This window comes from Actinokineospora bangkokensis, from assembly GCF_001940455.1.
Classification (GTDB): domain Bacteria; phylum Actinomycetota; class Actinomycetes; order Mycobacteriales; family Pseudonocardiaceae; genus Actinokineospora; species Actinokineospora bangkokensis.
Genome location: NZ_MKQR01000009.1, coordinates 98,784 through 123,591, shown reverse-complemented (window position 1 = coordinate 123,591; position 24,808 = coordinate 98,784). Strand labels below are relative to the sequence as shown.

Genomic DNA, 24,808 nt, shown 5'->3' with positions numbered 1-24,808 from the left:
GGGGGGGGCGCGAGGTCGCCCGGGGGGGCCGGGGGGGCGGGGGGCGGGGGGGGGACCTGCGGGGTCGGGGGTGGCGGCCATGTCCTCCATCCTGACACCCGGGCGCAACCCGCTGTCACGGTCCCAGGTGCACGAACGGTGCCCACAGGTCGGGGCTCGCCGGGTGGTCGCGGCGCACCCGGTCGGCCGCGTCGGTCAGGGCCTGGGCCGCTCGGGTCGCGTCGAGCCGTCCCCCGCGGGCCATGCCCGCGTACACGCCCTCGGCGACGGAGGCGGCGATGTCGTCCGGGACTCCCCAGAGGGTGCCCACCACGTGCCGGTAGCCCGCCATCTGCAACGCGGCCGCCAGGTGGATCGCCTCGTCGGCCAGGGCCACCGAGCCGCCCGCGGTCCCGCAGGCCGACAGGTAGGCGAACTCGGCGCCCTGCAGGTCGCAGCCCGCCAGGCGCAGCACCGTCAGGTCACCGCCGTCGAGGTGGAGGGCGCTGTCGCCCGGGCGGTGGACGACCTGGGTGGCGTGGCAGGCGAAGTGGGCCCACCCCGCCCCCGCCAGCGCCTCGACGACCTCGTCCGGCCCGGGGCCGGTCAGCACCCGCGTGTCCGGCACCAGCTGGGCGATCCGCCCCAGTTCGCCCACCACGGCGGGGAGCGGGGGGTGCCCGGGGGTGTGCGCCATGCCGACGGCCACCAGGCCCGGTGCGGGCCGGAACGGTTGGCGGGCCCGCAGCAGGCTGCTCAGGCCGGTCGCGTAGGAGGACACCGTGCGGGCGGGGACGGTCGGCGGCCGGTTCCTGGCCGCGGAGCCGTAGCGGCCGGCGGCGTGCAGGGGCAGCAGCGTCAGCGGGCCCGTGGGGCACCACCACATCCGGTGGCGCACCGGTCCGGCCACCCTGTCCAACTCGGACAGCACGGGTGCGGCCACCACGTCCCACAGCCAGCGCAGCAGGGACAGCAGGGTGTTGCGCAGGTGCGCCCGGCCTGGTCCGCCGCCCCCCGCCTGCGCGATGGCGTCCAGCAGGGCGGTCGTGCGGCCCTGCGCCTCGTCGGGGGTGAGCCACGGCAGCGGGACGACGACCACGCCGTCCGGCCGGACCACCAGGGCGTCGCTGCGCGTCCGGTGCAGGTTGACGACCACCACCGGCCCGTCGGCGGCGGCGTGGCGCAGGCGGGAGAACGGGACCGGGCCGAGGAAGTCCGCGAAGCCCGGCAGCGCGCGGGCGCGGCGCAGCAGCACGTCCCAGCGCTCCACCGCGGCCCGGTGCGCCGCCAGCGCGCGTTCGTCGGCGGTCGCGCCGGTCGGCTCCGCCTGGTCGATCAGCGCGCGGGTGCGGTCCAGCTCGTCGGCCAGCGCCGGGTCGGTCGCGCGCAGCGCGGACAGGTCGGAGCGGGTCTGCAACGCCTGCCCCCACAGCACGTTGCGGCTCTGGTCGACCAGCTCCACGGCGCGCTCGGGCATCCCGGCCGCGAGCACCAGCGCCGCGGCCTGCCCGCCGATCCAGCCGGTGCGCGAGAGCGTGCGCTCGCGCACCTCGCGCTGCAGGCCGCGCCAGGCCAGCAGCGGCAGCAGGCGCACCGACTCGCCCACCGCCTCCGCCACCGCGGCCAGGTCGCCCGCCGTGAGCGCCGCGCCCATCCAGCCCTCGGCGGCCAGCAGCCTGCTGAACGGGCGACCGGACTCCGCGCGGGCCGCCGCGGCCCAGTCGGCCATGGCCGCCGCCAGGTCCTCCGCGCCGCCGGTGGCCCGGTACCGGCGGTGGTGGTGGCGGGCGCGCTCGGCCAGCACCGCCATCCCGGACGGGTGGCCCGCGGGCAGCACGCGCAGCGCCTCGGTGAGCAGGTCGAGCGCCTCGGCGGGCGGCGGTTCGACGCCGGTGCCGATCAGCTGCGCCAGCACCAGCAGCCGGGCGCCGAGCTGGGCGCTGTCGGCGGGCGTCAGCGCGACCGCCGCGCGGGCGGCCGCCGTCGCCTCCGCCAGGTCGGCCGGGTCGCCGCGCTCCTCGTGGCGGATCGCCAGCAGCGCCGCGTGGTTGCCCTGCAGCACCAGCCGCAGCAGGCCCAGCTCGCCCGCCAGGGCGATCGCCTCCCGGTTGCGCCGCACGGCCTCGTCCAGCTCGGCCGGGTCGCCGGTGCGGGTGAACCGGGCGGTGAGCACCATGGCCAGGGCGCTGAGCCAGGAGCAGCGGACGGGGCCGGTCTCCCCCCGCGCGGGCTCGACCGCGCGGCACACCGCCAGCGCCTCGTCGAGGTCGGCGGCCTGCTCCAGGTGGTAGTAGCGGCGCAGCAGGGCGAACACCAGCAGTTCGCCCGTCTCCTCCCGGCCGGGGGCGCCGTGGCCCGCGGCGCCCAGCGCGACGCGCCCCAGCTCGACCGCGCGGTCGAGGTCGGCGGTGCCGCGGGTGCGCTCGAACCGCACCCGCAGCGCGGCGCCGAGCGCGCTGGCCGCGGCGGGGGTGGCCGCCGGGCGCTCGGGGTCGACGGCCCCGCCGAGCACCCGCAGCGCCTCGTCGAGGGTGTCCTCACCGCCCAGGTCGGCCCGGGCGGTGAGCATCGTGCCGACGAGGGCGACCACGGCGTCGCGCACCGGGTCGTCCTGGGCCAGCCGGGACAGCAGGGCCCTGGCCTGGCGCTCGACACCCGCCAGCGCCGCCGGGTCGGCGGTGATCACCACCCGCGCCCTGGTCAGCTCGATCAGCGCGGCGCCCAGCGGGGCCAGCTCGGCCAGCTCCTCGGGCAGGTCCGCCAGCAGCCCGGCGGCCGACTCCACCGCCCGCGGGTCACCGGTGGTGGTGAACGACCCGATCAGCGACAGCGCCGTCTCGGCCGTGCGGTCGACGAGATCGGGCGGCGAGTCGAGCAGCGCGCGCAGCCGGTCGGTGAGCGCGGCGGGGTCGCGGTCGCGCAGCAGGGACGCGTGCAGGCGGGCCCACCGCAGCTCCTGGCCCGCGCCCAGGCGCAGGTGGTGGCGCAGCAGGAACCAATGCCCCAGCACGCGCAGCACCCGGTCGCCGTGGGCGTCCGGGTCGGCCAGCACGGTGCCGTTGAGGGCGACCGCGGCGGCGTGGGCGCGCTCGTCGTCGAGCAGGTCGGCGTGCTCGTCGCGGTCGAACGTGGCGAGCCTGCTGGCCAGCTCGACGACCACCCGGTCGGACATCAGCAGGCGACCAGCGCGCCGACCGACGTGGGGGTGTTCTCCGCGTCGAAGCGCACCGTGGTCTGCCAGCAGGTCGAGGACGACGACAACCGCAGGGTCGCCCGCGGGGCCTGCGTGCCCTCGCCCCAGAAGCCGGTGATCCGGGCGGAGTCGTAGGGGGCGTGCTCGAGCAAGGGGGCGGCGAAGGCGGGCAGGTCCTCGGGCGTGTTCTCCGCTTCGCAGAGCAGGGTGCCGAGGCGGGCGCGGACGAGGTCGAGCCCCTCGCCGCCGGTGACGCCCGGCGCGGGCACCACCCGCACCAGCAGGCAGGTGAAGGCGGGTCCGGTCGGCACCAGGCGCCGGTCGAGGGTCGGCAGCGAGTAGACCTCCGAGGGGAGGTAGGTCGGCAGCGGGACCAGCGGCGGGTTCGGGTCGTAGGTGGGCAGGGTGTAGCGGGTCGTGGTGTCCGCGCCGACGACGCGCCCCGGCGTCGACCCGGTGCCGGAGGACGCGTCGTTGTCGACGATGTTGAACAAGCCGATCAGAGCGGCGACGACGACACCGACACCGACGGTGGCCGCGGTGCCGTTCTCCGGCAGGGAGAACCGGCGGACCCTCCTGGTGCGCGGACGGGCGGCGGTCAGCCGCTTGCGCCACGCCTGCGCCCCGACCCTCCCCGGGGCGGGGCCCAGCGTCGCGACCACGTGCTTGCGCAGCCTGCGCGGCACGGCGGTGGTGTCGGTGGACTGCTGGTCGGTGGCGAAGACCCGGACGACCATCAGGCCGAACTTGTAGAGGTCGCCCTCCCGGGTGGCCTCCTCCTCCTGCGGCACCACCCAGTCGGGGGTGTGCACCGGCGGCAGCACCGACTGCCCGCCCAAGCTCATCGCGTCGCAGTCGATGAAGTGCGCGTGCGGGCGCTCCTCCCGGCTGAACAGCAGGTTCTTCGGGGACAGGTCACCGACGGCGATGTCGAGGCCGTGCAGGAACGCCAGCGCCTCGGCGGTGTCGGCGAGGAACCGGAGCCGGAACTCGTCGGTGACCGCCAGGCCGAGCTCGCGCAGGTAGTCGGGGTGGTTGAGCAGGAACTCGGCGGAGGTGAGCACGGTGCTGACCTCGCCGCCGAAGCGCAGCGCCGCCGTGCACCGGGCGGGGGCGCGGCGCATCAGGAACCCGCGCACCACCCCGTCGCGCCGCACGACCGCCTGCGGCCAGGAGGTGATCGTGAGCAGCCGCGCCCGGTCGGCCTCGGGCAGCTCCAGCGGGAACACCGCGAACCGGCGCAGCACCTCGACGTCGACGTCGTCGACCAGCCGGGGCGAGTACTCCTTGTAGAGCACGTCGGCCTGCTCGAACTCCGGCAGCTCGTAGACCTTGCCCTGCCCGCCGGAGTCCAGCGCCACCAACCGGCCGAGTTCCGCGACGTCGAACTCCAGCGGCGCGGTCACGACCAGACCACCACCGCGGTCCGGTCGTCGTCGAAGGTCTCCCGGGAGAAGTCCACCACCCTGGCGAACCCCAGCCGGTCGGGCGGGGACGCCAGCGCGGCCGCGAACGCCGCGCCGACCGCGCCCCGGCCGTCCCCGAGCGGCACGCCGACGCCGTCGGTGGCGAGCAGCAGCGCGGCGCCGGGGGGCAGCTCGACCCGGGTGGGCGAGCGCTGCTCCGGCAGCCGGGGCAGCGCGGCCGTGGTGGAGGTCAGCACCTCGCCCTCCGGGGCGGGGAAGGTGGGCGTGAGCACGCCGTCCGCGAGCACCCAGGCCCCGGAATCGCCCACCCGCACGACGTCCGCGACCGCCCCCTCCGCGGTGGAGGTGACGACCGCGAGCACGAGCGTGGTGGCGAGCACCCGCTCGGCGCGTTCCGCCGCCCCGTCCCCCTGTGCGCCGTCCGCCTGTGCGCCATCCCCCGCAGCGCCGTCCGCCTCGGGAGGCAGCTTCTCCGCGAACTGCACGAGCGCGTACGCCGCCCACCGCAGCGCCACTTCCCAGTCGACCCCGCCGTCGCCGAGGGCCCGGTGCGCCTGCTCCACCGCTGTGCGCACCGCCAGCGTCGCCCCCACGTGCGCGAGCGGTGCCGCCGACACCCCGTCCGCCACGGCCACCACCACCGACCCGGTGCCCGCGTGCCAGGCCACGGCGAAGTCGTCCTGCCTGGGGGTCCCGTCGTGCCGGTGCTGGTCGCCCCGCACCGACGCGCCGCGGACCACGAACGGCCCGGCCGCCCACCCGTCCACCACCGTGTCCGGCCGGTGCACCGGCTCCCGGGCGGGGCGCGGCTCGAACGCGGGCCCCGCCACCCCGATCACCACCCGCCCCGGGTCGGGGTCGGCGGGGAGCGCGGCGACGGGCGCGTCAGACAACGTCCACCGCCATGACGAAGTTGTCGGGGCGCTCCACCACCAGTTCCATGGAGTCGGTGGTGGCGGTGCGGGCGGAGGCGACGACGCTCTTGGTCAGCGCGACGCTGAACTCCGCGATCGCCAGGCCCAGCTCCGTGCCCGGGGTGGCGACGAACGCGAACTCCGGGCGGGTGGCGATGGCCAGCACCGTCTTGGCGTTGGCCTCCCCGATGCCGCAGGCGATGATGTTCGGCGCGGCGCGGGTCGTCTCCTTGTCGGTCAGGCCCGCGTGCTCGGCGCGCCAGTGCGGCTCGTCGGTGGGCTGGCCGTCGGTGAGGAAGAAGACCGCCGGGCGGAACACCGCGAAGCCCTGCTCCTTGAGCGCGGCCACGTCGTCGGGGATGCGCTCGCGCAGGGCGCGCAGCGCCGCGCCGTAGCTGGTGCCGCCGCGGGTGCTCAGCTGCGGCAGGGTCGCCTCGGCGCGCAGGTCGGCCAGGGTGAGCCGGACCTGGACGTCGTCGGCGAAGCCGAGGATGGTGAACCGGACCTTGGCCGCGGCCATGGGTTCGCGCAGCAGGGCGCGGTGCAGCGCGGCCAGGCCCGCGTTCAGCTCGTCGACCACCGGTGCCATGGACCCGGACTCGTCCGCCACCACGTACACGGGGAGCACGTTCCCCCGGTTCTCCACCATCGTCGCCCCCTCGCCGGACCGGTGCGGGCGTCCAGTCTGGCACGCGGGGCACGGGTGGTGAGGTGGTTTCCGATCACCCCGACGAGCGGTTTTCGGCCGCCTGGCCTGCCCCAACGCGCAGCCGCCGGTGCCCGCTCTCCTGTCCGCGGTCCTGCGCCGGGTTCGCCCCGGCGGGGCCACGCTGTGGGCGGAGGGACGCCGCACGGGAGGGAACCGCCATGGCCTGGTCGGACTGGTCGTCGTACTCGGACCTGCTCAACCGCCTGTGGGACCAGCGCGACAGCTGGCGCGACGCGCGGACGCTCGACGAGCTGGTCGAGAAGATCACCTCGGCCCAGCCGGGGCTGCTCGGCGGCGACGAGCGCAGCCAGGTGGGCGAGCACGGCCTCACCGCGCTCATCGCCGCCCTGTCCGCCGACCACAGCGACCCCGAGGCGCTGCACCGGCGCCTGCGGCTCGCCGCACTGGCGCGCCCGGCGGCCGACCACGGCTTCGGGTCCGAGTGGGCGGGGCGCTACGTCACCCTGGACGCCGACGGCAAGCGCCTGCACTCCACCGACCGCTACGCCGAACCCGCGGGGTGGGCGCCGGTGGACGCGCCCGCCGAGGCGCGCCCGGCGAAGACGTTCGACAGCACGTCCGGCCTCTACTACGACGCGACCTCCTGGTACCTGCCCGACGAGACCACCCCGGTCACCCGCGACCCCGCCCACCCCACGCGCTCCCGCGACGCCCAGGGCACCGTCTACGTCCAGGGCGTGCGCTGGGCGCCGGGCGAGCAGAACTACGACGCGGCCGCGGGCCGCTGGGGCAGGCTCGACCCGAGCGGGGAGTTCGAGTACTTCCACGACGAGGACCAGGTGTGGGAGCGCCAGTGGGACCACGGCTGGACGCGGCTCAACCCCGTGCTGGAGCGCTGGCTCCCGCACGACCGGGCGTCCGGCACCTGGTTGCACGAGGGCGCGTGGCGCACCGCGGCGGACATCGATGCGCTCGTCGCGCCGAAGGTCCAGGAGCCGGTCGTGCCCCCGGCGCCGCAGGCCGAACCGGCTGCGGCGGACCGGGCCGTGCCAGAACCCGAGTCGGTGCCGGAGCCGGGCGCCGCAACGGGATCCGGCGAGGTACCGCCGGAGGCGGTCGAGGTGCCGCCGGAGGTCGCCGCCGAGGTGGTCGACGCCCGCAGCGAGGTGCTGGAGGCCGCCATCGCCGAGATCCGCGCGGCGAACGTCAGCCCCGAGGAGCTCAGCGACGCCGCGATCGCCGCCATGCTCGACGCCCAGACGATCAGCAACCTGGAGCAGTGACGCGGCGGCCCCGGGCCGCCCGCGCGGCGCGCGATCCCGTTGTGCGGGCGCGCGCCGCCGTGCCTAAGCTCAGCCGGTGCGGAGCACCCAGCTGGCCTTGGCCGAACACCCCTTCTCCACCGCGAACCTCCTCCTCGTCCTCGGCGCCTGCGCGGCCGCGGTCGTGCTGCTCATGGTCGTGACCGCCCTCATCGGGCGCGCGCAGGGCCGGGTGGCCGTCGTCGACACCGCGTGGCCGCTGGGGTTCCTGGTGATCGCCGTCGTCGCGAGCGCCCTGGGCGACGGCGTGTGGTGGCGCAAGGTGCTCGTGTTCGTCCTCGTGGCCGTCTGGGCCGGGCGCCTGGCGTGGCACGTGAGTTCGCGCAACAAGGGCAAGGGCGAGGACCCGCGCTACGAGAAGCTGCTGTCGGCCGTCCCCGAGGACAAGCGCTTCCAGTACGCCGTCGTCCGGGTCTTCATCACCCAGGGCGTCGCCATGTGGTTCGTCTCGCTGCCCGTGCAGGTCTCGGCCACCACCGGCGACGGGGTCTGGTGGATCGCGGTCGTCGGCGCGGTGGTCTGGGCCGTGGGGCTGTGGTTCGAGTCCACGGGGGACCGCCAGCTCAAGGAGTTCAAGGCCGACCCGGCCAACAAGGGCAAGGTCATGGACAAGGGCCTGTGGGCCTACACCCGCCACCCCAACTACTTCGGCGACTTCACCGTCTGGTGGGGCCTGTACCTCGTGGCGTGCACCACGTGGCAGGGCGCGCTCACCATCCTCTCCCCCGCCGCCATGGCGTTCTTCCTCATCGTGGCGACGGGGGGCAGGCTGCTGGAGCGGGAGATGGCCAAGCGCCCCGGCTACCCCGAGTACCAGCAGCGCACCAGCTTCTTCATCCCCCGCCCGCCGAAGTCGGCCTGAGCGGGCACCGCGGGGCTCAGCCCAGGAAGAACTTCTCCCTGACGAAGTCCACATAGGCCTCCGGGCTGCCCTGGTCCTGCGCGCCGGACCGGGTGTGGGTCAGCGCCCCGCCGCGCGCGAGCCGCAGCGTCGTGGTCGCGCTGCGCGGACCGGGCGCCGGGTCGGGGTCGTGCAGCACGTGCACCGGGTCCGGGAACGCGGCGCGGGCCTCGGCGGTGGTGGCCGCCGGTGGCTGCCCGGTCCGGTTGGCGCTGCTCACGTGCAGCGTGCCGATGCCGGTGAACAGCGGTGCCAGCGGCAGCCACCGGGTGCCGAACAGCAGGGCGTGCCCGTCGCGGGTGGCGGGCGCCACCCACGGCGGCACGGACGCGACGGGCAGCAGCAGGGTCAGCTGCTCCTCCAGCAGCAGCGCCCTGGCGAAGTCCAGGGTCGGCGCGTCCAGGTCCGTCAGCGCGGCGAACTCCGCCCACCGCACGTCGTCGGTGATCCACAGCGCGACGGGCTGGTCGACCGGGCGGCCCTTGGCCCGGTTGACCGCCTCGGGCGTGGTGGCGGTGACGACGCACGTCAGCGGGGCGGGGTTGGGCACGACGACGGCCGTGCCCGCTTGCAGCGCCGCGGTGGCCTCGGCGAGGGCGGTGGGGGTGATCACGGTGATGACCTCCTGGTGAGGAACGCGTCCAGGTCGGCGTCGGGGATGACCGCGTCGTTGCGGCGGTACGCCTCCGACTTCACCCAGGCGAGGGCATCGCGGGTGCGGTCGGGGGTGAGCTGGTGACCCAGGCGGGTGGCCACGGCGTCGATGACGCGGGCACTCGCCAAGTGGGTGACCACGACCGTGGGTTCCACCCCCACGGTCGTCGGGTCGAACGGCTGGAACACCTGCGGGCGGGCGAACGGCGTGCCGGTGGAGATCGTGCCGACGCCCGTCCCGACGATCGGCGTCGTCACCGAGATCGGCAGGCCGGTCTCGCGCGCCACCGCCCGCGCGATGGCGGGCAGCCGGGTGAGGTCCGGGGCGGTGAGCCACAGGTCGGTGTCCCCCAGCAGCTCCGCGCCGCGCTGCGCCAGCAGGAACAGCAGCTGCTCGGTGGCGACCATGCCGCTGCGCTCGGCCACGCCCAACCAGGACGACGACAGCACGCGCACCCCGGCTCGGGCGGCGGCGAGGGTGTTCGCCAGCCCCAACCCCAGGTCGTTGTGCAGGTGCGACGCGAAGACGACCTCGTCACTGGCGCGGGCCAGCAGCGCGGTGAACACCTCGGACGTGCGCGCGGGCAGCAGGTCGCCGGTGGTGTCCGCGACGACCACCACACCCGCGCCCGCCGCGGTCAGCTCCGAGGCCGCGTCCGCCATCAGCGCCACGTCACCCCGTGGCGCGTCGGCGAAGCACACGTCCGGGACCACACCGGCGTCCCGCGCGCCGGAGAGCAGCGCGGCGGCGTCGCGCAGGGCCTGCTGGGCGGTGGTGTGGACCATCACGTCCGCCATGACGTCCGAGGCGGGGACGACGACCATCACCCGGGCGTGGTCGGCGCCGCGCACCGCGTCCACCGCCTGCGCCACGTCGCGACCGCGCGCCCGGCACACCGCCGTGGGCGACACGCGGTCCCCGGCCTCCAGCGCGACGCGGCGGGTGGCCTCGAACTCCTCGGCGCAGACGGCCGGGAAGCCCGCGGCGAACACCACGTGCGCGGGCCCGTCCGCGCCGAACAGCGCGCCCTGCTCGCGGGCCAGCCGCACGCGGAAACCCGCGCTCATCAACGTCTTCCCCTGCGCCCCGTCGCGCGCGGACTCCTCCCACAGCACCGCGCGCCCCGCCGCGGCGGTGGCCCGCACCACGTCCTCCACGCAACCCCCTGGCAAGCACCGGATCATCGGTCTGGCACCAGCTAAGCCGGGTGGGAGGAAGCGGTCAAAGTGTTGTTCCCCGCAGTGCGCACCAGTGTTTCCGCCGTGTGTCAACGACAAACGCGGGATGCGCCACACACCGCGGCGCTGCATCCCGTTCCGCGCACATCCACCCTGGTCGCACCGCGGAACCCCGTGGGTGGTCCTGCTGGTACCAGGTTCGGCTCGCCCTGCCTCCCCCCGCCGCGCGATGATGTACTCGTATGCGCAACACTTCACATGGGGAACGGGAGATCTGGTGCTCACTGTCAACGCCTACGCCGCCACTTCCGCGACCGAGCCGCTCGTCCCGACGACGGTGGACCGGCGCGACGTCGGACCGCACGACGTGCTGATCGAGATCAAGTACGCGGGCATCTGCCACTCCGACATCCACACCGTGCGCAACGAGTGGGGGGAGGCGCCCTTCCCGCTGACCCCGGGCCACGAGATCGCGGGCGTGGTGTCCGAGGTCGGCCCCGAGGTCACCCGGCACAAGGTCGGGGACCGGGTGGGCGTCGGCTGCATGGTCGGCTCGTGCCGCGAGTGCGAGAACTGCAAGGCGGGCGACGAGCAGTACTGCCGCAAGGGCTTCACCGGCACCTACGGCGCCACCGACGTGGACGGGACCACGACCCAGGGCGGGTACTCCACCCACGTCGTCGTCGCCGAGGACTTCGTCGTGCGCATCCCCGAGGGCGTGGACCTGCCCGAGGCCGCACCGCTGCTGTGCGCGGGCATCACCACCTACTCGCCGCTGCGCCACTGGGGCGCGGGCACCGACCGCAAGCGCGTCGCGGTCGTCGGCCTCGGTGGGCTGGGCCACATGGCCGTCAAGCTGGCCGCGGCCATGGGCGCGGAGGTGACCGTGCTCTCGCAGTCGCTGAAGAAGCAGGACGACGGCCTGCGCCTGGGGGCCAAGCACTACTACGCCACCGGGGACGCGGGCACGTTCGAGTCGCTGGCGGGCAGCTTCGACCTCATCATCAACACCGTCAGCGCCAAGCTCGACGTCGACGCCTACCTCGGGCTGCTCGCCGTCGACGGCGCGCTGGTCAACGTCGGCGCCCCCGCCGAACCGCTGTCGGTGAACGCCTTCTCGCTGCTCACCGACCGCCGCTCGTTCGGCGGCTCGATGATCGGCGGGATCCGCGAGACCCAGGAGATGCTGGACTTCTGCGCCGAGCACCACCTGGGCGCCGAGGTCGAGGTCATCCCGGCCGACAAGATCAACGAGGCCTACGAGCGCGTGCTCGCCTCGGACGTGCGGTACCGCTTCGTGATCGACACCTCCACCCTCTGACGGGTGGGGTGGGCGCAGCGGCGCGAGGGCGGGGCAGCGGGACGACCGCTGCCCCGCCCTCGTCGCCGTCAGGACGCGGACTGCGCCGCGAACAGGTCGTCGAACACCCGGAACCGGTCGAAGCCCAGCGCGTGCTCCCGGGCCGCCTCGGCCATCGCGCGCCGCTCCTGCTCGGACATGTGCAGCACGGCCCGGTCCAGCGCCGCGCGCAACCCCGGCACGTCGTTGGCGCCGACGATGACCGCGGTGTCCCCCACCGCCTCACCGGTGCCCCCGGTCAGGGTCGTGATCACCGGCCCGCCGCCCGCCAGCATCTTCTCCGTCAGCGCGATGCCGAACGTCTCGACGAACTCCTGCTCCGGCCGGGTCGGCAGCGCGTAGGCCGCGCACCCGGCCATGAGCAGCGGCTTCTCCTCGTCGTCGACGTCGGTGAGGAACTGCACGCGCTCGTCGCCCGCGGCCAGCGCGCGCATCGCCTCCAGGTTCGGGCCGGTGCCCGCGACGACCAGCTTGACCTTCCGCGCGGCCTGGGAGCCGGTGTAGGCGTTGATCAGGTCGTCGACGCCCTTGGCCCGCGCCACCCGGGACAGGAACAGCACGTAGCCGTCGCGGCTCAGGCCCCGGCGGGCCAGCGCGGCGTCCACCGCCGCCGGGTCGAGGTCGACGTAGGCGGAGGTGTCCACCGGCGGGTAGCTGATCTCCACCCGCCGCTGGCACTCCTGGGCGAAGCGGGTGCCGCAGTGGGCGTCCACGTCGCGGGCGGCGGCGGTGATCTCCTGCTTGGTGAACTCCGAGACCGCCAGCAGCCGGTCGTTGGCGAGGAAGGTGGTGAACAGCGCGATGGCCGCGCCGAAGGTGCCCTCGCGCAGGCACGAGCGGATGACGTTGGTGATGTCGGAGCCCACCGCCTTGGCCATCGTGCGCACGTCGGGGGCCAGGCCCGCCGCCCTGGCCGCGGTGACCGCGTCGCGGACGACGGCGTCGTGCGGGGCCAGGTACATCGACAGGCACGTGGTGGGCACGCCGTCGGCGAGCAGTTCGACCAGCCTGCCAGTCAGCCCGGCCATGAAGCGGCCGTCGGGGACGCGGTAGTCGCCCACCGGTTCCGGGCGCTCGACGGTGATCCCGTCGCTGTAGGGCAGGATCCGGTCGAGGGGCTTGAGGGGCAGGCCCGCCGCCTGCAGGGCCGGTATCGGCCAGGTCAGCAGGCGGACGTCGGTGAAGCCCCTGGTGAGCGCGACCTCGGCGAGGTTGCGCGCTTCCCCGGAGTGTCCGCAGATGACGGGGTCGGCGCGGACGGCGATGACGAGACGGCGGTGCGGTGGGCTCATGGGCGGGCTCCCGTGCCGTGCGGGTCGGACAACGACGGCGGCCGGAACTTGCTGCCCCACTCCGAGGGCTCCGGGCCGAGTTCCAGGTGCAGCCGCCCACCGGCGTGCACGGTGGCGGCGCTGAGGTGGGCGACGTCGAGCGGCTTGCCGTTGAGGCGGGCGGACTGGACGTACTGCGGCGCTGGCGGGCGGTCGAACCCGTCGGAGCTGATCGGGGCCTGCCGGTGCCCGCTGGTCTCGATGGTGAAGTCGCCCTCCGCCAAGTGGATGGTGGCCTGCTCGAACGCCGGGGCGTTGACCAGGAACAGGCCCTGCCCGGCGATCGGGAACAGCCCCAGCGACGCCCACACGTACCAGGAGCTCAGGCCACCGGAGTCGTCGTTGCCGGGCAGCCCACCGGGGCCGGTGCCGAACTGGTGGGTCAGCGCGGCGTGCACCACCTCGGCGGTGCGGTCGGGCCTGCCCGCGTAGTGGTAGGACCAGGGCGCTTCCATGTCCGGCTCGTTGTTCAGGCCCTCGAACCGGTTCAGCGCGTAGCCCGCGGCCATGGTCGTCGGGTCCGGGCGCACCCCCGGCTGCACCACCGGGTCGGCGCCGAAGCCGAAGAACGAGTCGAGCATCCGCACGAACGGCGCGTCCCCGCCCGCCAGCGCGATCCGCCCGGCCATGTCGTGGATCAGCCGGAACGAGTAGTTCCACTTGCCGCCCTCGTAGAACGAGGAGTCGACCAGCAGCCCGGTCGCCGGGTCGAAGGCGTTGGACCACAACCGGCTGCGCGCCACCATGTCCTCGGCGAGCATCGGGTCCCCCATCGCCCTGGCCACCCCCGCCGTGCAGTGGTAGGCGTAGGCGAGGTCGAGGGTGTGGGTGATGGGGTGCACCACGCCGTGCTCGTAGTAGTCCTCGCCGTACATCCGGCGCAGGTCGTCGGCCATGTGCACCAGCGCCCAGTTCCAGTCCAGGTCACCGAGGCCCAGCGCGTGCGCGTCGGCCAGCGCGGTGTGCGCGAGGGCGCTGGCCTGCCGGAAGAACCGGTCGGCGCCGCGGGCCATCCGGTAGCCGATGGGGAAGTTGCCCTCCTCCTCGCACACCCGGATGAGCGATTCCAGCAGGTCGACCGCGCGGTCGGGGACGATCGCGGCGAGCAGCGGGATCTCGGTCTTGTAGATGTCCCACATGGTGCACACGTCGAAGGCGAACGGGCCCGGGGTGGGCCAGAACGGGCTCTCGTCGTCGCCGAAGCACGGCTTGATCAGGGAGTGGTACATCGAGGTGGCGAAGACCTGCCTGCGGGCGTCGGTGCCGCCCTGGACCTCGACGCGGCCCACGTGGTCGGACCAGTTGGCGCTGGTGCGCGCCCGCAGGTCGTCGAAGGCCAGTTCGCCCTCCCCGCACTCCCGGTGCAGGTTGCGCCTGGCCTGCTCGCAGCCGCGCAGGGAGAACCCGATGCGCACCTCGACGCTCTGCCCGGCCGCCGCCGACCCCATGAACAGCAGGCCGAACGGGCGCAGGGTGGTCTGGCGGATGCGGTCGAAGTCGAGCCGGGTGCCGCCCTCGATGAGCCTGCGGTCGTACCAGAGCATCTGCCGCCAGCGCGGGGTGTCGAACTCGACGTAGACCGACAGCGGGACGCCCTCGACCACCACGGTGCCCTGCGCGCGGCCGGGGCCGACCATCTCCACGTGCGCGCGCAGCGGCACGGTGCGGCCGTGGTCGATGGCCAGCCCGCCGCACGACAGGTCCAGCACCACCCGGGCGCTGCGGGTCTGCGGGAAGGTGTAGCGGTGGACGGCGACCTTCGCGCCCACGGTCAGCTCCGAGCGCACCCCGGTGTCCAGCGTGGCCGCGTAGTAGCCCGGCTCGGCCACCTCGTCGTGCAGCGCCCACGCCTGGCCGAGGCAGTCCAGCGGCTGCACCATCGGGGTCACCCGCACGTAGTTGTAGTACTTGCGGATCGCGCCGGTGCCCGACTGCTGGAAGTGGGTGAACCCGGACGCCTGCGGGGCGTCGAACATCGCCTCCGGCACGCCCTCGGTGTTCTTGGTGTAGAGCCCGTAGCCCGTGGGGTAGGCACCGGAGTACGCGCACGCCGACACCATGCCCAGCGGCGAGGTGGCGCCAGGGTGGGTGTTGCCTACCTGGGGCTTGGGCCACCACCAAGTCGCCGCGAGCCCCTGCGCCGGTGGCAGGTCGGTCGCGGCGGTGCCGATGAAGGGGTCGATGTCGCTCAAGATGCCGCGACTGTAGGTCAGCCGAGCCGGCGCGGTGGTTTCGGTGAAGTGAACCCGTCGTGTCACGGGGGTCACTATCCCGCGACCGGGGTCGGCCGCGGGGGGAAACCCAGAGCCGCGTGAGCGGGACGCGTGCCGGGCCCGCGAGGGTCGAGGTGCCCAGCGGCGCAGCGCCCCCCGCGATCGACCTGCGCGGCCCGGCCCGGTTACTCCAGGCCCATGGAGCGGCGGATCTCGGCGAGCTTGTCCTTGCCCTTGCGCTCCCGCTCGGCCAGCTGGTCGTCGAGGGACGCGACGTCCGGGCCCGAGCCGCCCAGGCCCGCCAGCTCGACGCCGCCGTCGGCGGTCGCGCCGCGGGACTCGATCCGGCTCCGGACGTAGTCGAAGCTGGGCACGCCCGACTCGGAGTAGTCCGGCGGCGGCACGGGCGCGTCCGGCACGGCGGGCACCCCCGGCTCGTCGACGATCTCCGCGTCCACCACGCCGTCGTGCTGGTCGCCGTTCTCGGGCTTGTCCATGTGGTCCCTCCTGGTGCTCCACCACCGACCTTACCGGTGCGGATCACCTCGGCGGCGGCGCGCGGCGGCCGGGCGCTCCTGTGTCCACTGTCGACGGTCAAGGGTCCGCGCGGGGCATCGTCCCGGTCGCCCCGTTCTCCGAACGGGTCCTTTCCTGAACCGCTCCGACCTGCGCGCGCCCGTTCGGTGGCCGTCTGGGGCTTCGCCCGACGGGTCCGGTGTGGGCGCCCTAGGGTGGGGTCATGGGTCGGAGGGTGAGCGCGGCGAAGGCGCGCGCGGCGTTGCGCGGGTCGGCGCGGGTGTCCTGGGACGTGCTGGTGGTCCTGGTGCTGACCGGGGTGGCGCTGTGGTTGCTCGGGCGGATGTGGTCGGTCGTCTGGCCGGTGGTGATCGCGCTGCTGCTGACGACGCTCACCTGGCCGGTGGCGCGGTTCCTGCGCGCGCACCGCTGGCCGCCCGCGCTGGCGGCGACGGCGGTGACGCTGCTGGGGCTGGCGGTGGCCGCGGGCACCGCGACGCTGATCGTGGTGCCGGTGGCGGGCCAGGCGGACGAACTGGCCGACGGCGTGGTCGACGGCGTCGACCAGGTGCGGCAGTGGGCCTCCGGGCCGCCGCTCAACATCCGCGACGACCAGGTCACCGCCGCGCTGGACATGGGCGTCGAGCGCCTCAAGGACAGCATCGGCGACATCATCAACGCCGCCGTCACCGGGGTCGGCACCGTGGCCAACGGCCTGGTCACCGCGGTGCTCGCGGTCTTCCTGATGTTCTACTTCCTCAAGGACGGCCCGCGGTTCCTGCCGTGGCTGCGCGGGCAGCTGCCCGGGCGAGCCGCCGACGACGTCCCGCTGGTGGCCGAGCGCTGCTGGCAGACGCTGGGCGCGTTCGTGCGCTCGCAGGCCTTCGTCGGCCTGCTCGACGCGGTGTTCATCGGCCTGGGCCTGTGGGTCATCGGGGTGCCGCTGGTGCTGCCGCTGGCCGTGCTCACCTTCGTCGCCGCGTTCATCCCCATCGTGGGCGCCCTGTTCGCGGGCTTCGTCTCGGTGCTCATCGCCCTGGTCTTCAACGGCTTCTGGGACGCGCTGCTCGTGCTGATCGTGATCATCGTGGTGCAGCAGCTGGAGGGCAACGTCTTCCAGCCCATGCTGCAGAGCCGCGGCCTGGGCCTGCACGCCGCCGTGGTCCTGCTCGCGGTCACCCTGGGCGGCACGCTCGCGGGCATCGTGGGCAGCCTCTTGGCCGTCCCCGTGGCCGCCATCCTCGGTGTCCTCTGGCAGCACCTGCGCGACCGCGTCAGCGACCCCGTCCCCGACCCCCCGGCCGAAGAAGAACCCCAGCAGACCTAGGCGCCGGTCGTCGACCCTGGCCGGATGATCATCAGGACCGTCACCACGGCCCACAGGAGGTTGAAGGCGCCGGTCGCCATGCCCAGCCGGGCGGTGGTGGACGGGCCCGCGGTCGCCAGGTCGTCGAGCAGGGCGGCTTGGCCGGGGAGGACGACCAGGGCGAGCAGCAGCGCCGCGGCCGCGGTCAGGGCGATGGAGACAACCACCCACACCTGGCCGGTGACGCCCATGACCCCCGCGGTGGCGAGGCCGAGGACCGGGACGGCGATGCCGACCGCCGCGTAGACCCGGCAGATGCGGTGCAGGGTGCGCAGCGCGGCGAGGTCGCGCGGGTCCTCCGAGGCGAGGGCCCGGCGGGTGGACGGCGGGAACATGCTGGCGGCGACGGCCACGGGGCCGACGGCCAGGATGGCCACGAGCACGTGGGCGGCGAGCAGTGCCTTGGTCATGGCGGCCACGCTAGCGACGCGGTGATCACGACGGGAGTGGCACGATTGCCAACTTCCACCAGATTCGCGCCAGGGCGCTGACCTGGGCCCACCGGTCACTACGCTGGTGGGCGCAGGTGGCGGGATTCGAACGCACCCCGGGAGGAGTGCCATGCACACGGTGGCCGTGCTGGCCCTGGACGGGGTCATCCCGTTCGACCTGGCGACCCCGGTGGAGGTCTTCACCCAGACCCGGCTGCCCGGTGGGCGGCCCGCCTACCGGGTGCGGGTGTGCGCGCCGACCCCGCAGGTGGACGCGGGCGCCTTCGCGCTCACCGCGCCGCACGGGCTCGACGCGCTCGCCACGGCCGACACGATCGTGCTGCCCGGGTGCCGGGACATCACCGCCGCCGTCCCCGACGACGTCACGGCCGCCCTGCGCGCCGCCGCCGCGCACGGCACCCGCATCGCCTCGATCTGCTCCGGTGCGTTCATCTTCGCCGCCACCGGCCTGCTCGACGGGCACCGGGCCACCACGCACTGGCTGGCCTCCGCCGAGCTCGCCCGCCGCCACCCGCACGTCGAGGTCGACCCCGACGTGCTCTACGTCGACAACGGCCGGTTCCTCACCTCGGCGGGCGCCGCGGCGGGGCTCGACCTGTGCCTGCACCTGGTGCGCCGCGACCACGGGTCGGCCGTGGCCGCCGATGCCGCGCGCGCCTCGGTGATGCCGCTGGAGCGCGAGGGCGGCCAGGCGCAGTTCATCGTGCACGACCAGCCGCCCGCGCCGCGCGGGTCGGCGCTGGAGCCGGTGCTGCTGTGGTTGCAGGACAACACGGCGGCGGACCTGTCGCTGGAGGACATCGCCGAGCACGCCGGGATGAGCACCCGCACGCTCAACCGGCGCTTCCGCGAGCAGACCGGCACCACGCCGTTGCAGTGGTTGCACCGCGCCAGGGTCCGGCAGGCCCAGCACCTGCTGGAGGCCACCGACCACCCGGTGGAGCGGATCGCCGGGCAGGTCGGCTTCGGTTCGCTGACCGCCTTCCGCGACCGCTTCAAGCGCGTCGTGGGCACCAGCCCCGCCGCCTACCGGCTGGCTTTCCAGGACGCCGGGGGCCGGTAGACCGGGCCTGCCAAGACGCGGGCGGTCGCGGCCAGGCCGTCATGACCAGGCCGTCATGACCAGGCCGTCATGACAAGGCCGTCAGAACAGCCTGCGCGGGCCGATGAGGGCGGCGACGCCGATGAGCAGGTAGCCCAGGGTGGGCCCGAACGCGCCGAAGTCGACCGAGGCGAGGTCGAACCCGCCGGTGAGGTCCGCGACGGCGGAGACGTGCACGCCCGACAGCGCGAGCAGCACGACCCCGGCGATGCGGCGGAACACCGAGATCGCCGTCTTCGCCGCGAACGCCACGCCGACCAGCAGCGCCACCGCCACCACCGCGACGACCAGCTGCGGGGTGCTGAACCCCTCCTGGGGGACGCCGAACAGGCCGGTGAACGGGCCGAGGCCGAACCGCAGCGCGACGTAGCCCAGGCCGAGGATCGCCAGGCCCGCCCACACGACCTTCATCGCGACCGACTCCAGGACCGCGGAGAAGGCGAGCAGGACGCTCAGCACCACCAGCGGGTAGCTGAACAGCACCACGTACCAGTCGCCGAAGTCGTCGAGCCCGCCGCTGGACACGGTCTTCCACAGGTCGATGAGCGACTGGGTGTCGCCGCCGGTGAGGCTGATCCACGGCAGCAGCGTCGCGCTGATGACCTGCACCGCGGTGCCGAGGATCGCCAACAGCACGCCGAGGCCCGGCAGCCGGAACCCGCCGCCGGAGCTGTGCCGCTCGGGTTCGCGGTACTGCTCGCGCGGCGGTTCGGGGCGGGGCTCCGGCCTGCGCGGCTCCGGCCGGTAGCCCTCCTGGCGGGGGCGCTGCGGCGGGCGCGCGGGGGCGTGGCCCTGCTGCCGGTAAGGGTCTTGGGGGTACGGGTCCTGGGGGTACGGGTCCTGGGGGTAGTCCCGCCGGTACGGGTCCGGGGCGTATCCCTGCTGGTAGGGATCCTGCTGGTAGCCCTGGCCGTGGTCGGGACCGCCGTAGGGCTGTTCGCGCCCGTACCCGGGGTCGCGCGGTGCGCGGGGGCGGGGCCGGTTCGGCTGGTACGGCGGTTCCGACATGGGGCCAGACCGTACCCGACAAGATGGGTCCATGACCGAGGCAACGCGCGCCGTCGCCGCGCACTTCGCGCGCCGGGTGGTGCGGGACGTGCTCGACCGGTTCGACCGGCGGTGGGAGATCGCGGAGATCCGGGTCGGGCCCGACGGCAACGCCGTGGCGCGGGTCGACGACGCGGGCATCGGCGAGGTGCGCTTCCCGCTGGCGGACCCGGTGGTGGCGGCGCTGGTGGTGGCCTCCCACGTGCAGGACAGCGTCGTCGAGGGGTCCCGCTGGGGGCAGGCGCTGCCCGCCTGTCCTCGCCATCAGCACCCGCTCACGCCGACTGTCTTCGGCGGCACGGCGGTGTGGGCGTGCCCGCGCGGGCCCGGGGTGCACCGCGAGCCGATCGTGGAATCGGACTGCCGGGAGACCTTCCCCGCGCTGTTCCGGGAGCAGCACTGGGAGTGGGGCGACATCCGCGCCCGGTTCACCACCGCCGCCGCCCCCGCCGACACCATCACCAACGTCCACGTCATCTGCTCCGTCGACGACGGGATCGTGGTGTGCCGGGACGAGCAGCGCTGGTTCCTGCCTGGCGGCACCACCGAGCCGGGCGAGACGTGGCAGCAGTGCGCCGAGCGGGAGCTGCTGGAGGAGGCCGGGGTGCGCCCCACGGGCCCGCTGCGCTGGATCGGGGTGCACCACGGCCGCACCGGCCGTCCGAAGCCCTACCGGCCACACCTGCCGCACCCGGACCTGACGTGGCTGTGGGCGGTGGCACCGGTGGAGGTGGTGGGGCCGCCGTCGAACCCGCCGGACGGGGAGCAGGTGCAGGAGGTGCGGGTGGTGCCGCCCGCGGAAGCGTTGGACCTGCTGGGCACGGCCAACGACTGGTACCCCGAGTTGGTGCGGCTCGCGCTGCTGCTCTGAGCGGGGGCTCCTTATCCTGTGCGCGGCGGGGAGACCGGAGAGCGAGGACGCTGTGGCGAAGTACGTGATCGGGCCCGACGTGGCGCTGCGCTTGGCCGAGGACGGGACGGCGGTGGCGGCGGGCCACGTCCTGCTGGCGCCGACGCTGATCCGCTCGCAGGTGCTGTCCACCCTCTACACCCGGTTCCGCGCGGGGGAACTGACCCAGCGGGAAGCCGACGCCCGGCTCGACCGCGTCCGCGCCCTGCGGCTGCGCCTGCTGGGCGACCGCGTGCTGCAAGCGACCGCGTGGAAGATCGCGGACTCGCTCGGCTGGGACGACACGCACACCGCCGAGTACCTGGCCCTGACCCGGTTGCAAGCCGACGCCTTCATCACCCTCGACGCCGACCTGGCCCACGCCGCGCGCGCCGTCGTGCCCACCGCCGGGATCGACGCCCTCGTGACGGCTTAGGCGCGTCCTGCCGGTGGCGGGAAACCGCGCCACGATCGGCCTCTTGCCGCGCGTCCCGGTGCGAGCACAGCATGGGATGCGGTCCTGCGCGAGGAAAACCGGTTCCGGGCACGAGGTGAACCGATCCCGTGCTTGGCGGCCGCCTCCGCCGGGGTACCTCTGTCCGGAACCCCCTAGTCCCGAGGAGTGTCATGCCTGTCAGACGCTCAACCCTCGCCACGGCCGCCGCCGTCCTGCTCCTGTCCGCCTGCGGTACCGCCCCCGACGCGCAGTCCGCCGCGGTGCGGCCCGCCGCACCCCGCGACCCCGCGACCGTCGACGCCGTGCGGGCGCCCACCGCGGCCAACGCCGCCGCGCTGGTGCCGGTGACGCTGACCGTGCCCAGCGGCATGAACGCGGCCCCGTTCGACGTACCCCGACAAGCGCTCGTGCCGCAGGGGTGGACGCTGTCGGTGTACGCGCGCCTCAAAGCGCCCCGCCTCGCCGCGTGGGCGCCGGACGGGACCCTCCTGGTGTCGGTGCCGCAGGACGGCACGGTGCGGCGGGTGAGCGCCAACGGCGCGGTGACCACGCTGCTGAGCGGGCTGAACCAGCCGCACGGCCTGGCGTTCGCGGGCTCCGGGCTGTTCCTGGCCCAGAGCAACCGCGTGGACGCCTACACCTACTCGCAGGGCACCGCCGTCAACCCGGTGCCGATCGCCGTCGGCCTGCCGGACGCCAAGAGCCCCGAGCTGGGCGGGCAGTACGCCCACGCCCTCAAGAGCGTGGCCATCGGCCAGGACGGCGCGGTGTACATCTCGGTCGGCTCCACCGGCAACATCTCCACGGGCGACCTCTCCGCCACCCCGCCCCGCGCGTCGATCCTGCGCGTGCCGCCCGGCGGCGGACCGACCCAGCCCTTCGCCGTCGGCGTCCGCAACGGCACTGGGCTGGCCGTCGCCCCCGACGGCGCGGTCTGGACGGCGGTCAACAACCGCGACAACATCCAGTACCCGTTCAACCGCCCCTACGGCAGCGCCACCGGGAGCTCCCTGGGCCAGGTGATCCCCGACTACGTCCGCGACCACCCGGCCGAGCCGCTGGCCAAGCTCACCCAGGGCCGCAACCTCGGCTGGCCGTACTGCAACCCCGACCCGGACGTGAACCCCGGCGTCAAGGGCACCGCCTTCGACTACTCCGCCCCGCCGTTCACCCGCGACCAGGAGACCAACCCCACCGGCGCCAAGCTGAACTGCTCCACCCTGGCCCCGGTCGAACAGTCCCTCGGCGGCCACTCCGCGCCCTTGGGCCTGTCGTTCACCACCACCGCCCTGCCCGCCCCGTACGCCCGGGGCGCGCTGGTCGGGGTGCACGGCTCGTGGAACGCCTCCCCGCCCCGCGCCCCGGAGGTCTCGTTCTTCACCTGGGCCAACGGTTCCCTGGGCGACCAGCAGACGTTGGTCGGCGGCTTCCAGTCCTCCTCCGGCGCCCGCTGGGGTCGTCCCGTCGCCGCCGTGCAGGGCCCGGACAGGGCCATCTACATCACCGACGACCAAGCGGGCGCGATCTACCGGTTGGTGCCACCTGCGGCCTGAACCGTTCCGCCCATCGTGGCGAAACCTCGCCCGGTTGGGTGAATCTTCTCGGCCCGGGTGACACCACCCGTCCGCGCCTGACCGCCCCAGCGGCCCCAGGCAAGGAGATTCACCCAACCCCGGCGCCCCGGCGGCTCGGCCGCGCTCACCACCGCCCCCACCCCGTCCCCCACCAAGGCAGGCAGCCCAGCACCCCGCCAGTACAGGCGCTGGGGGTTCAACTAGCTCTCGTCCAGCGAACTCCAGCAGGGTCCGCGACGCGGACCCGCAGCGCCGCGGACGTGGCGAACACCTCGTCGTCGGCGGGCGCCGTCATCGTGATCTCCCTTGTGTTCACCGGGAACCAGCGTGTTCGCGCCGGTAGGATCCCAGCATGGGGGTGCACGCGGCTTCAGGTGTCTACGACGGTGTTGTCGCGCCGTTCGTGACGGGCCTGGCCGTCGTGGGCGGGCTCGCCGCGGTGCTCGGGATCGCGCTGCTCGTCCCGCGGTTGCTGCGATCCCGGCCCCGGCGCGCCACGGCCGCGGTCGAGCCGCCGCCCGACCCCGCGCCCGTCGCCGACTCGGTGGAGTTCCACGGCATCGCGGGGGTGGCCGAGCCGCAGGCCCCGCCGGAGACCCCCGTGGTGATCACCGTCGTGGTGGAGGCGGTCGACGAGGGGGACGGCGACGTCGTGGTGCTGCACGGGGACGAGCGCGCGCACCGACGCGTCAAGCAGGTGCACGTGCACGCGAAGGAACTGCCCGCCACGCTGCCCGACGCGGCCCTGATCGCCTTGCGCGAACTGGTGCGCGACCCGGCGGAGCCCGCGCTCAACACGCGGTTCCGCCGGGAGCTGCCGGAGACCGGGGGCCCGCTGACGGCGGTGGCGGTCATCGGGACGGGCGGGGAGCTGCACGTGCGCCTGCCGCTCCCCCGGCTGCTGCGGTCCAGCCCTGACCTGGCGGCCAAGTTCGCGGAGTCCATCGGGCACTCCCCCGTGCTGGCCGCGCTCGACGCGGCGGTCACCGCGGCCCTGCGCGGCATGAACGGCGTCACGCTCCTGCACGACGAGCGGGCCGCGGAGCGCCCACCGCACCGCAGGCCCCGGCGCTCGTCCTCCTGAGCCTCACTCGTCGGGCACCCACTCCAGCAGGTCGCCCGGCTGGCACCCCAGCACCCGGCACATCGCCTCCAGCGTGCTGAACCGCACCGCCTTGGCCCGGCCGTTCTTCAGCACGGCGACGTTCGCGGGGGTCAGGCCCACCCGCTCGGCGAACTCGCCCACGCTCATCTTCCGCTTCGCCAGCTCCACGTCGATGCGCACGACGATCGCCATCAGATGACCCCGTCCAGGTCGGTGCGCAGCGCGGTGGCCTGGCGCAGCAGGGCGCGCATCACCAGCACCACCAGGCCGAACACGGTCAGGCACGTGCCGAGCAGGAGCAGCAGCATCGGCAGGCCGGGGTCGTCGGCGCCGAGCACGACGACCGCGAACACCCCGCCGAGCACGACCCACGCCGCCAGCACCGCCCAGAGGATGCCGTCGACCCACTTGAACGCCTCCGGGCTGAAGATCCGGTCGCGCCGCACCAGCGACAGCAGCTTCCACGTGCACACCACGACGACCTCCGCGCACAGGACCAGGAAGGCGGCGATGGCGGTCGCGGGCCACCGCAGCGACGCCGAGGCAGGGTCCTCGGCGGCCATGTGGGCGAACTGGCCGGGCAGGGAGAACGTCTGGAACACCACCAGCAGGGCGAACAGCACCACCAGGAACACCCTGAGCGCGACAACCGCGCGTCGCTCGATCGACATGCATCGAGTTTCGCTAGTGATCTATCGAAAGTCAATAGTTAGCGTGCGTGGCCACCGGCGGGCGGGCGCGCCGCCCGACCGGCTCGCGGCGCGCGCCGGACGGTGGTTCACTGCTGGACCATGGCAGCCACCCCCGCGCACGACCTCTACCGCCGCTGGCTCGCCGACCTGTGGAACGGCGACGCGAGCGCGGCCCGGGACCTGGTGTCGGCGGACTTCGTCGGGCACTGGCCCACCCGCGAGGTGCGCGGCCCGGACGAGCTCGCGGCGGTGGTGGCCAAGACCCACGGCCTGTTCGACGCGCTCGACTTCACCCTGGAGGTGGGCCCGCTGGTCGAGGACGACCTGGTGTGCGCCCGCTGGTCCGGCCGCGGCTACACCAGCGACGGCGAGCTGACCTTCCACGGCAACGACCTGCTGCGCGTGCGCGACGGCCGCTTCGTCGAGTACTGGACGGGCACCTCCTCCGGCTCCTGAGCGCGCGTG

23 protein-coding genes are annotated in these 24,808 nt (G+C 74.5%); 10 read left to right on the top strand and 13 right to left on the bottom strand.

The window, feature by feature from the left end:
* Positions 1-115 precede the first annotated feature (115 nt).
* From BJP25_RS09100 to BJP25_RS09085, 4 genes are read right to left on the bottom strand one after another with little or no spacing between them, the layout of a single operon-like run.
* The gene (locus BJP25_RS09100) at positions 116-3,151 is read right to left on the bottom strand and encodes a CHAT domain-containing protein (protein ID WP_075974406.1); all 3,036 of its coding nucleotides are present in this window, start codon (positions 3,149-3,151) and stop codon (positions 116-118) included.
* Entirely contained in the window at positions 3,151-4,578 is a 1,428-nt protein-coding gene (locus tag BJP25_RS09095) for a protein kinase family protein (protein ID WP_075974405.1), read from the bottom strand. Before BJP25_RS09095 ends, BJP25_RS09100 begins: the two co-directional genes overlap by 1 nt.
* Complete coding sequence (locus BJP25_RS09090) at positions 4,575-5,492, bottom strand: protein phosphatase 2C domain-containing protein (protein WP_075974404.1); 918 nt, start codon at positions 5,490-5,492, stop codon at positions 4,575-4,577. Before BJP25_RS09090 ends, BJP25_RS09095 begins: the two co-directional genes overlap by 4 nt.
* Positions 5,485-6,162, bottom strand: a complete 678-nt coding sequence (locus BJP25_RS09085) for a vWA domain-containing protein (protein WP_075974403.1) — start codon at positions 6,160-6,162, stop codon at positions 5,485-5,487. The genes BJP25_RS09090 and BJP25_RS09085 overlap by 8 nt, the downstream gene beginning before the upstream one ends.
* 218 nt (positions 6,163-6,380) lie before the next feature.
* On the opposite strand from BJP25_RS09085, the gene BJP25_RS09080 reads away from it, so the two are divergent.
* Both BJP25_RS09080 and BJP25_RS09075 read left to right on the top strand, forming a co-directional pair.
* Positions 6,381-7,466: a hypothetical protein gene (locus BJP25_RS09080; protein WP_075974402.1), complete on the top strand. Its 1,086-nt coding sequence runs from the start codon at positions 6,381-6,383 to the stop codon at positions 7,464-7,466.
* Positions 7,467-7,542: 76 nt separating this feature from the next.
* Complete coding sequence (locus BJP25_RS09075) at positions 7,543-8,367, top strand: DUF1295 domain-containing protein (protein WP_233157976.1); 825 nt, start codon at positions 7,543-7,545, stop codon at positions 8,365-8,367.
* 16 nt (positions 8,368-8,383) lie between these two features.
* Here BJP25_RS09075 and BJP25_RS34050 read toward each other — a convergent pair whose 3' ends face one another.
* Positions 8,384-9,019, bottom strand: a complete 636-nt coding sequence (locus BJP25_RS34050) for a Sua5/YciO/YrdC/YwlC family protein (protein WP_075974401.1) — start codon at positions 9,017-9,019, stop codon at positions 8,384-8,386.
* Positions 9,016-10,218, bottom strand: coding sequence for a 2-isopropylmalate synthase (locus BJP25_RS09065; protein ID WP_075974400.1), 1,203 nt, complete (start codon positions 10,216-10,218; stop codon positions 9,016-9,018). Before BJP25_RS09065 ends, BJP25_RS34050 begins: the two co-directional genes overlap by 4 nt.
* A 253-nt stretch (positions 10,219-10,471) precedes the next feature.
* Here BJP25_RS09065 and BJP25_RS09060 point away from each other — a divergent pair, with 253 nt between their 5' ends.
* Positions 10,472-11,560, top strand: a complete 1,089-nt coding sequence (locus BJP25_RS09060) for an NAD(P)-dependent alcohol dehydrogenase (protein ID WP_198943424.1) — start codon at positions 10,472-10,474, stop codon at positions 11,558-11,560.
* Positions 11,561-11,628: 68 nt separating this feature from the next.
* Here the strand turns inward: BJP25_RS09060 and BJP25_RS09055 are convergent, their stop codons facing one another.
* The 3 genes from BJP25_RS09055 to BJP25_RS09045 form a co-directional block, all read right to left on the bottom strand.
* On the bottom strand, positions 11,629-12,891 hold the full coding sequence (locus BJP25_RS09055) for a glycosyltransferase (protein ID WP_075974398.1): 1,263 nt from the start codon (positions 12,889-12,891) through the stop codon (positions 11,629-11,631).
* Positions 12,888-15,122, bottom strand: coding sequence for a glycoside hydrolase domain-containing protein (locus BJP25_RS09050; protein ID WP_198943401.1), 2,235 nt, complete (start codon positions 15,120-15,122; stop codon positions 12,888-12,890). The genes BJP25_RS09055 and BJP25_RS09050 overlap by 4 nt, the downstream gene beginning before the upstream one ends.
* Positions 15,123-15,328: 206 nt before the next feature.
* On the bottom strand, positions 15,329-15,640 hold the full coding sequence (locus tag BJP25_RS09045; protein ID WP_075974397.1) for a hypothetical protein: 312 nt from the start codon (positions 15,638-15,640) through the stop codon (positions 15,329-15,331).
* A gap of 242 nt (positions 15,641-15,882) precedes the next feature.
* Here BJP25_RS09045 and BJP25_RS09040 point away from each other — a divergent pair, with 242 nt between their 5' ends.
* The gene (locus BJP25_RS09040) at positions 15,883-16,986 is read left to right on the top strand and encodes an AI-2E family transporter (protein ID WP_075974396.1); all 1,104 of its coding nucleotides are present in this window, start codon (positions 15,883-15,885) and stop codon (positions 16,984-16,986) included.
* Here BJP25_RS09040 and BJP25_RS09035 read toward each other — a convergent pair.
* Positions 16,983-17,435 carry a hypothetical protein gene (locus BJP25_RS09035; protein WP_075974395.1) on the bottom strand — a complete coding sequence of 151 codons (453 nt, stop codon included), beginning with the start codon at positions 17,433-17,435 and terminating at the stop codon, positions 16,983-16,985. The two genes, BJP25_RS09040 and BJP25_RS09035, sit on opposite strands and share 4 nt — an antisense overlap.
* Positions 17,436-17,586: 151 nt before the next feature.
* Between BJP25_RS09035 and BJP25_RS09030 the strand changes: the two genes are divergently transcribed.
* Positions 17,587-18,540, top strand: coding sequence for a GlxA family transcriptional regulator (locus BJP25_RS09030; RefSeq protein WP_075974394.1), 954 nt, complete (start codon positions 17,587-17,589; stop codon positions 18,538-18,540).
* Positions 18,541-18,621: 81 nt separating this feature from the next.
* Here the strand turns inward: BJP25_RS09030 and BJP25_RS09025 are convergent, their stop codons facing one another.
* On the bottom strand, positions 18,622-19,587 hold the full coding sequence (locus BJP25_RS09025) for a hypothetical protein (protein WP_075974393.1): 966 nt from the start codon (positions 19,585-19,587) through the stop codon (positions 18,622-18,624).
* 31 nt (positions 19,588-19,618) lie between these two features.
* On the opposite strand from BJP25_RS09025, the gene BJP25_RS34560 reads away from it, so the two are divergent.
* From BJP25_RS34560 to BJP25_RS09005, 4 genes are all read left to right on the top strand, one after another.
* On the top strand, positions 19,619-20,497 hold the full coding sequence (locus tag BJP25_RS34560; RefSeq protein WP_198943400.1) for an NUDIX hydrolase: 879 nt from the start codon (positions 19,619-19,621) through the stop codon (positions 20,495-20,497).
* 52 nt (positions 20,498-20,549) lie between these two features.
* Positions 20,550-20,951, top strand: coding sequence for a PIN domain-containing protein (locus BJP25_RS09015; RefSeq protein ID WP_075974392.1), 402 nt, complete (start codon positions 20,550-20,552; stop codon positions 20,949-20,951).
* A 191-nt stretch (positions 20,952-21,142) separates the two neighbouring features.
* A complete protein-coding gene (locus BJP25_RS09010; RefSeq protein WP_075974391.1) occupies positions 21,143-22,525 on the top strand; it encodes a PQQ-dependent sugar dehydrogenase in 1,383 nt (460 codons plus the stop codon).
* Between the two features lie 373 nt (positions 22,526-22,898).
* Positions 22,899-23,630, top strand: a complete 732-nt coding sequence (locus BJP25_RS09005) for a hypothetical protein (protein ID WP_143218960.1) — start codon at positions 22,899-22,901, stop codon at positions 23,628-23,630.
* A 3-nt stretch (positions 23,631-23,633) separates the two neighbouring features.
* Here BJP25_RS09005 and BJP25_RS09000 read toward each other — a convergent pair whose 3' ends face one another.
* Positions 23,634-23,843, bottom strand: coding sequence for a helix-turn-helix domain-containing protein (locus BJP25_RS09000; protein WP_075974389.1), 210 nt, complete (start codon positions 23,841-23,843; stop codon positions 23,634-23,636).
* Positions 23,843-24,322, bottom strand: coding sequence for a DUF2975 domain-containing protein (locus tag BJP25_RS08995; protein ID WP_075974388.1), 480 nt, complete (start codon positions 24,320-24,322; stop codon positions 23,843-23,845). Before BJP25_RS08995 ends, BJP25_RS09000 begins: the two co-directional genes overlap by 1 nt.
* A 120-nt stretch (positions 24,323-24,442) precedes the next feature.
* On the opposite strand from BJP25_RS08995, the gene BJP25_RS08990 reads away from it, so the two are divergent.
* Positions 24,443-24,799 (top strand): ester cyclase, encoded by a 357-nt coding sequence (locus tag BJP25_RS08990; protein ID WP_075974387.1) that lies wholly within the window; start codon positions 24,443-24,445, stop codon positions 24,797-24,799.
* Positions 24,800-24,808: the final 9 nt, after the last annotated feature.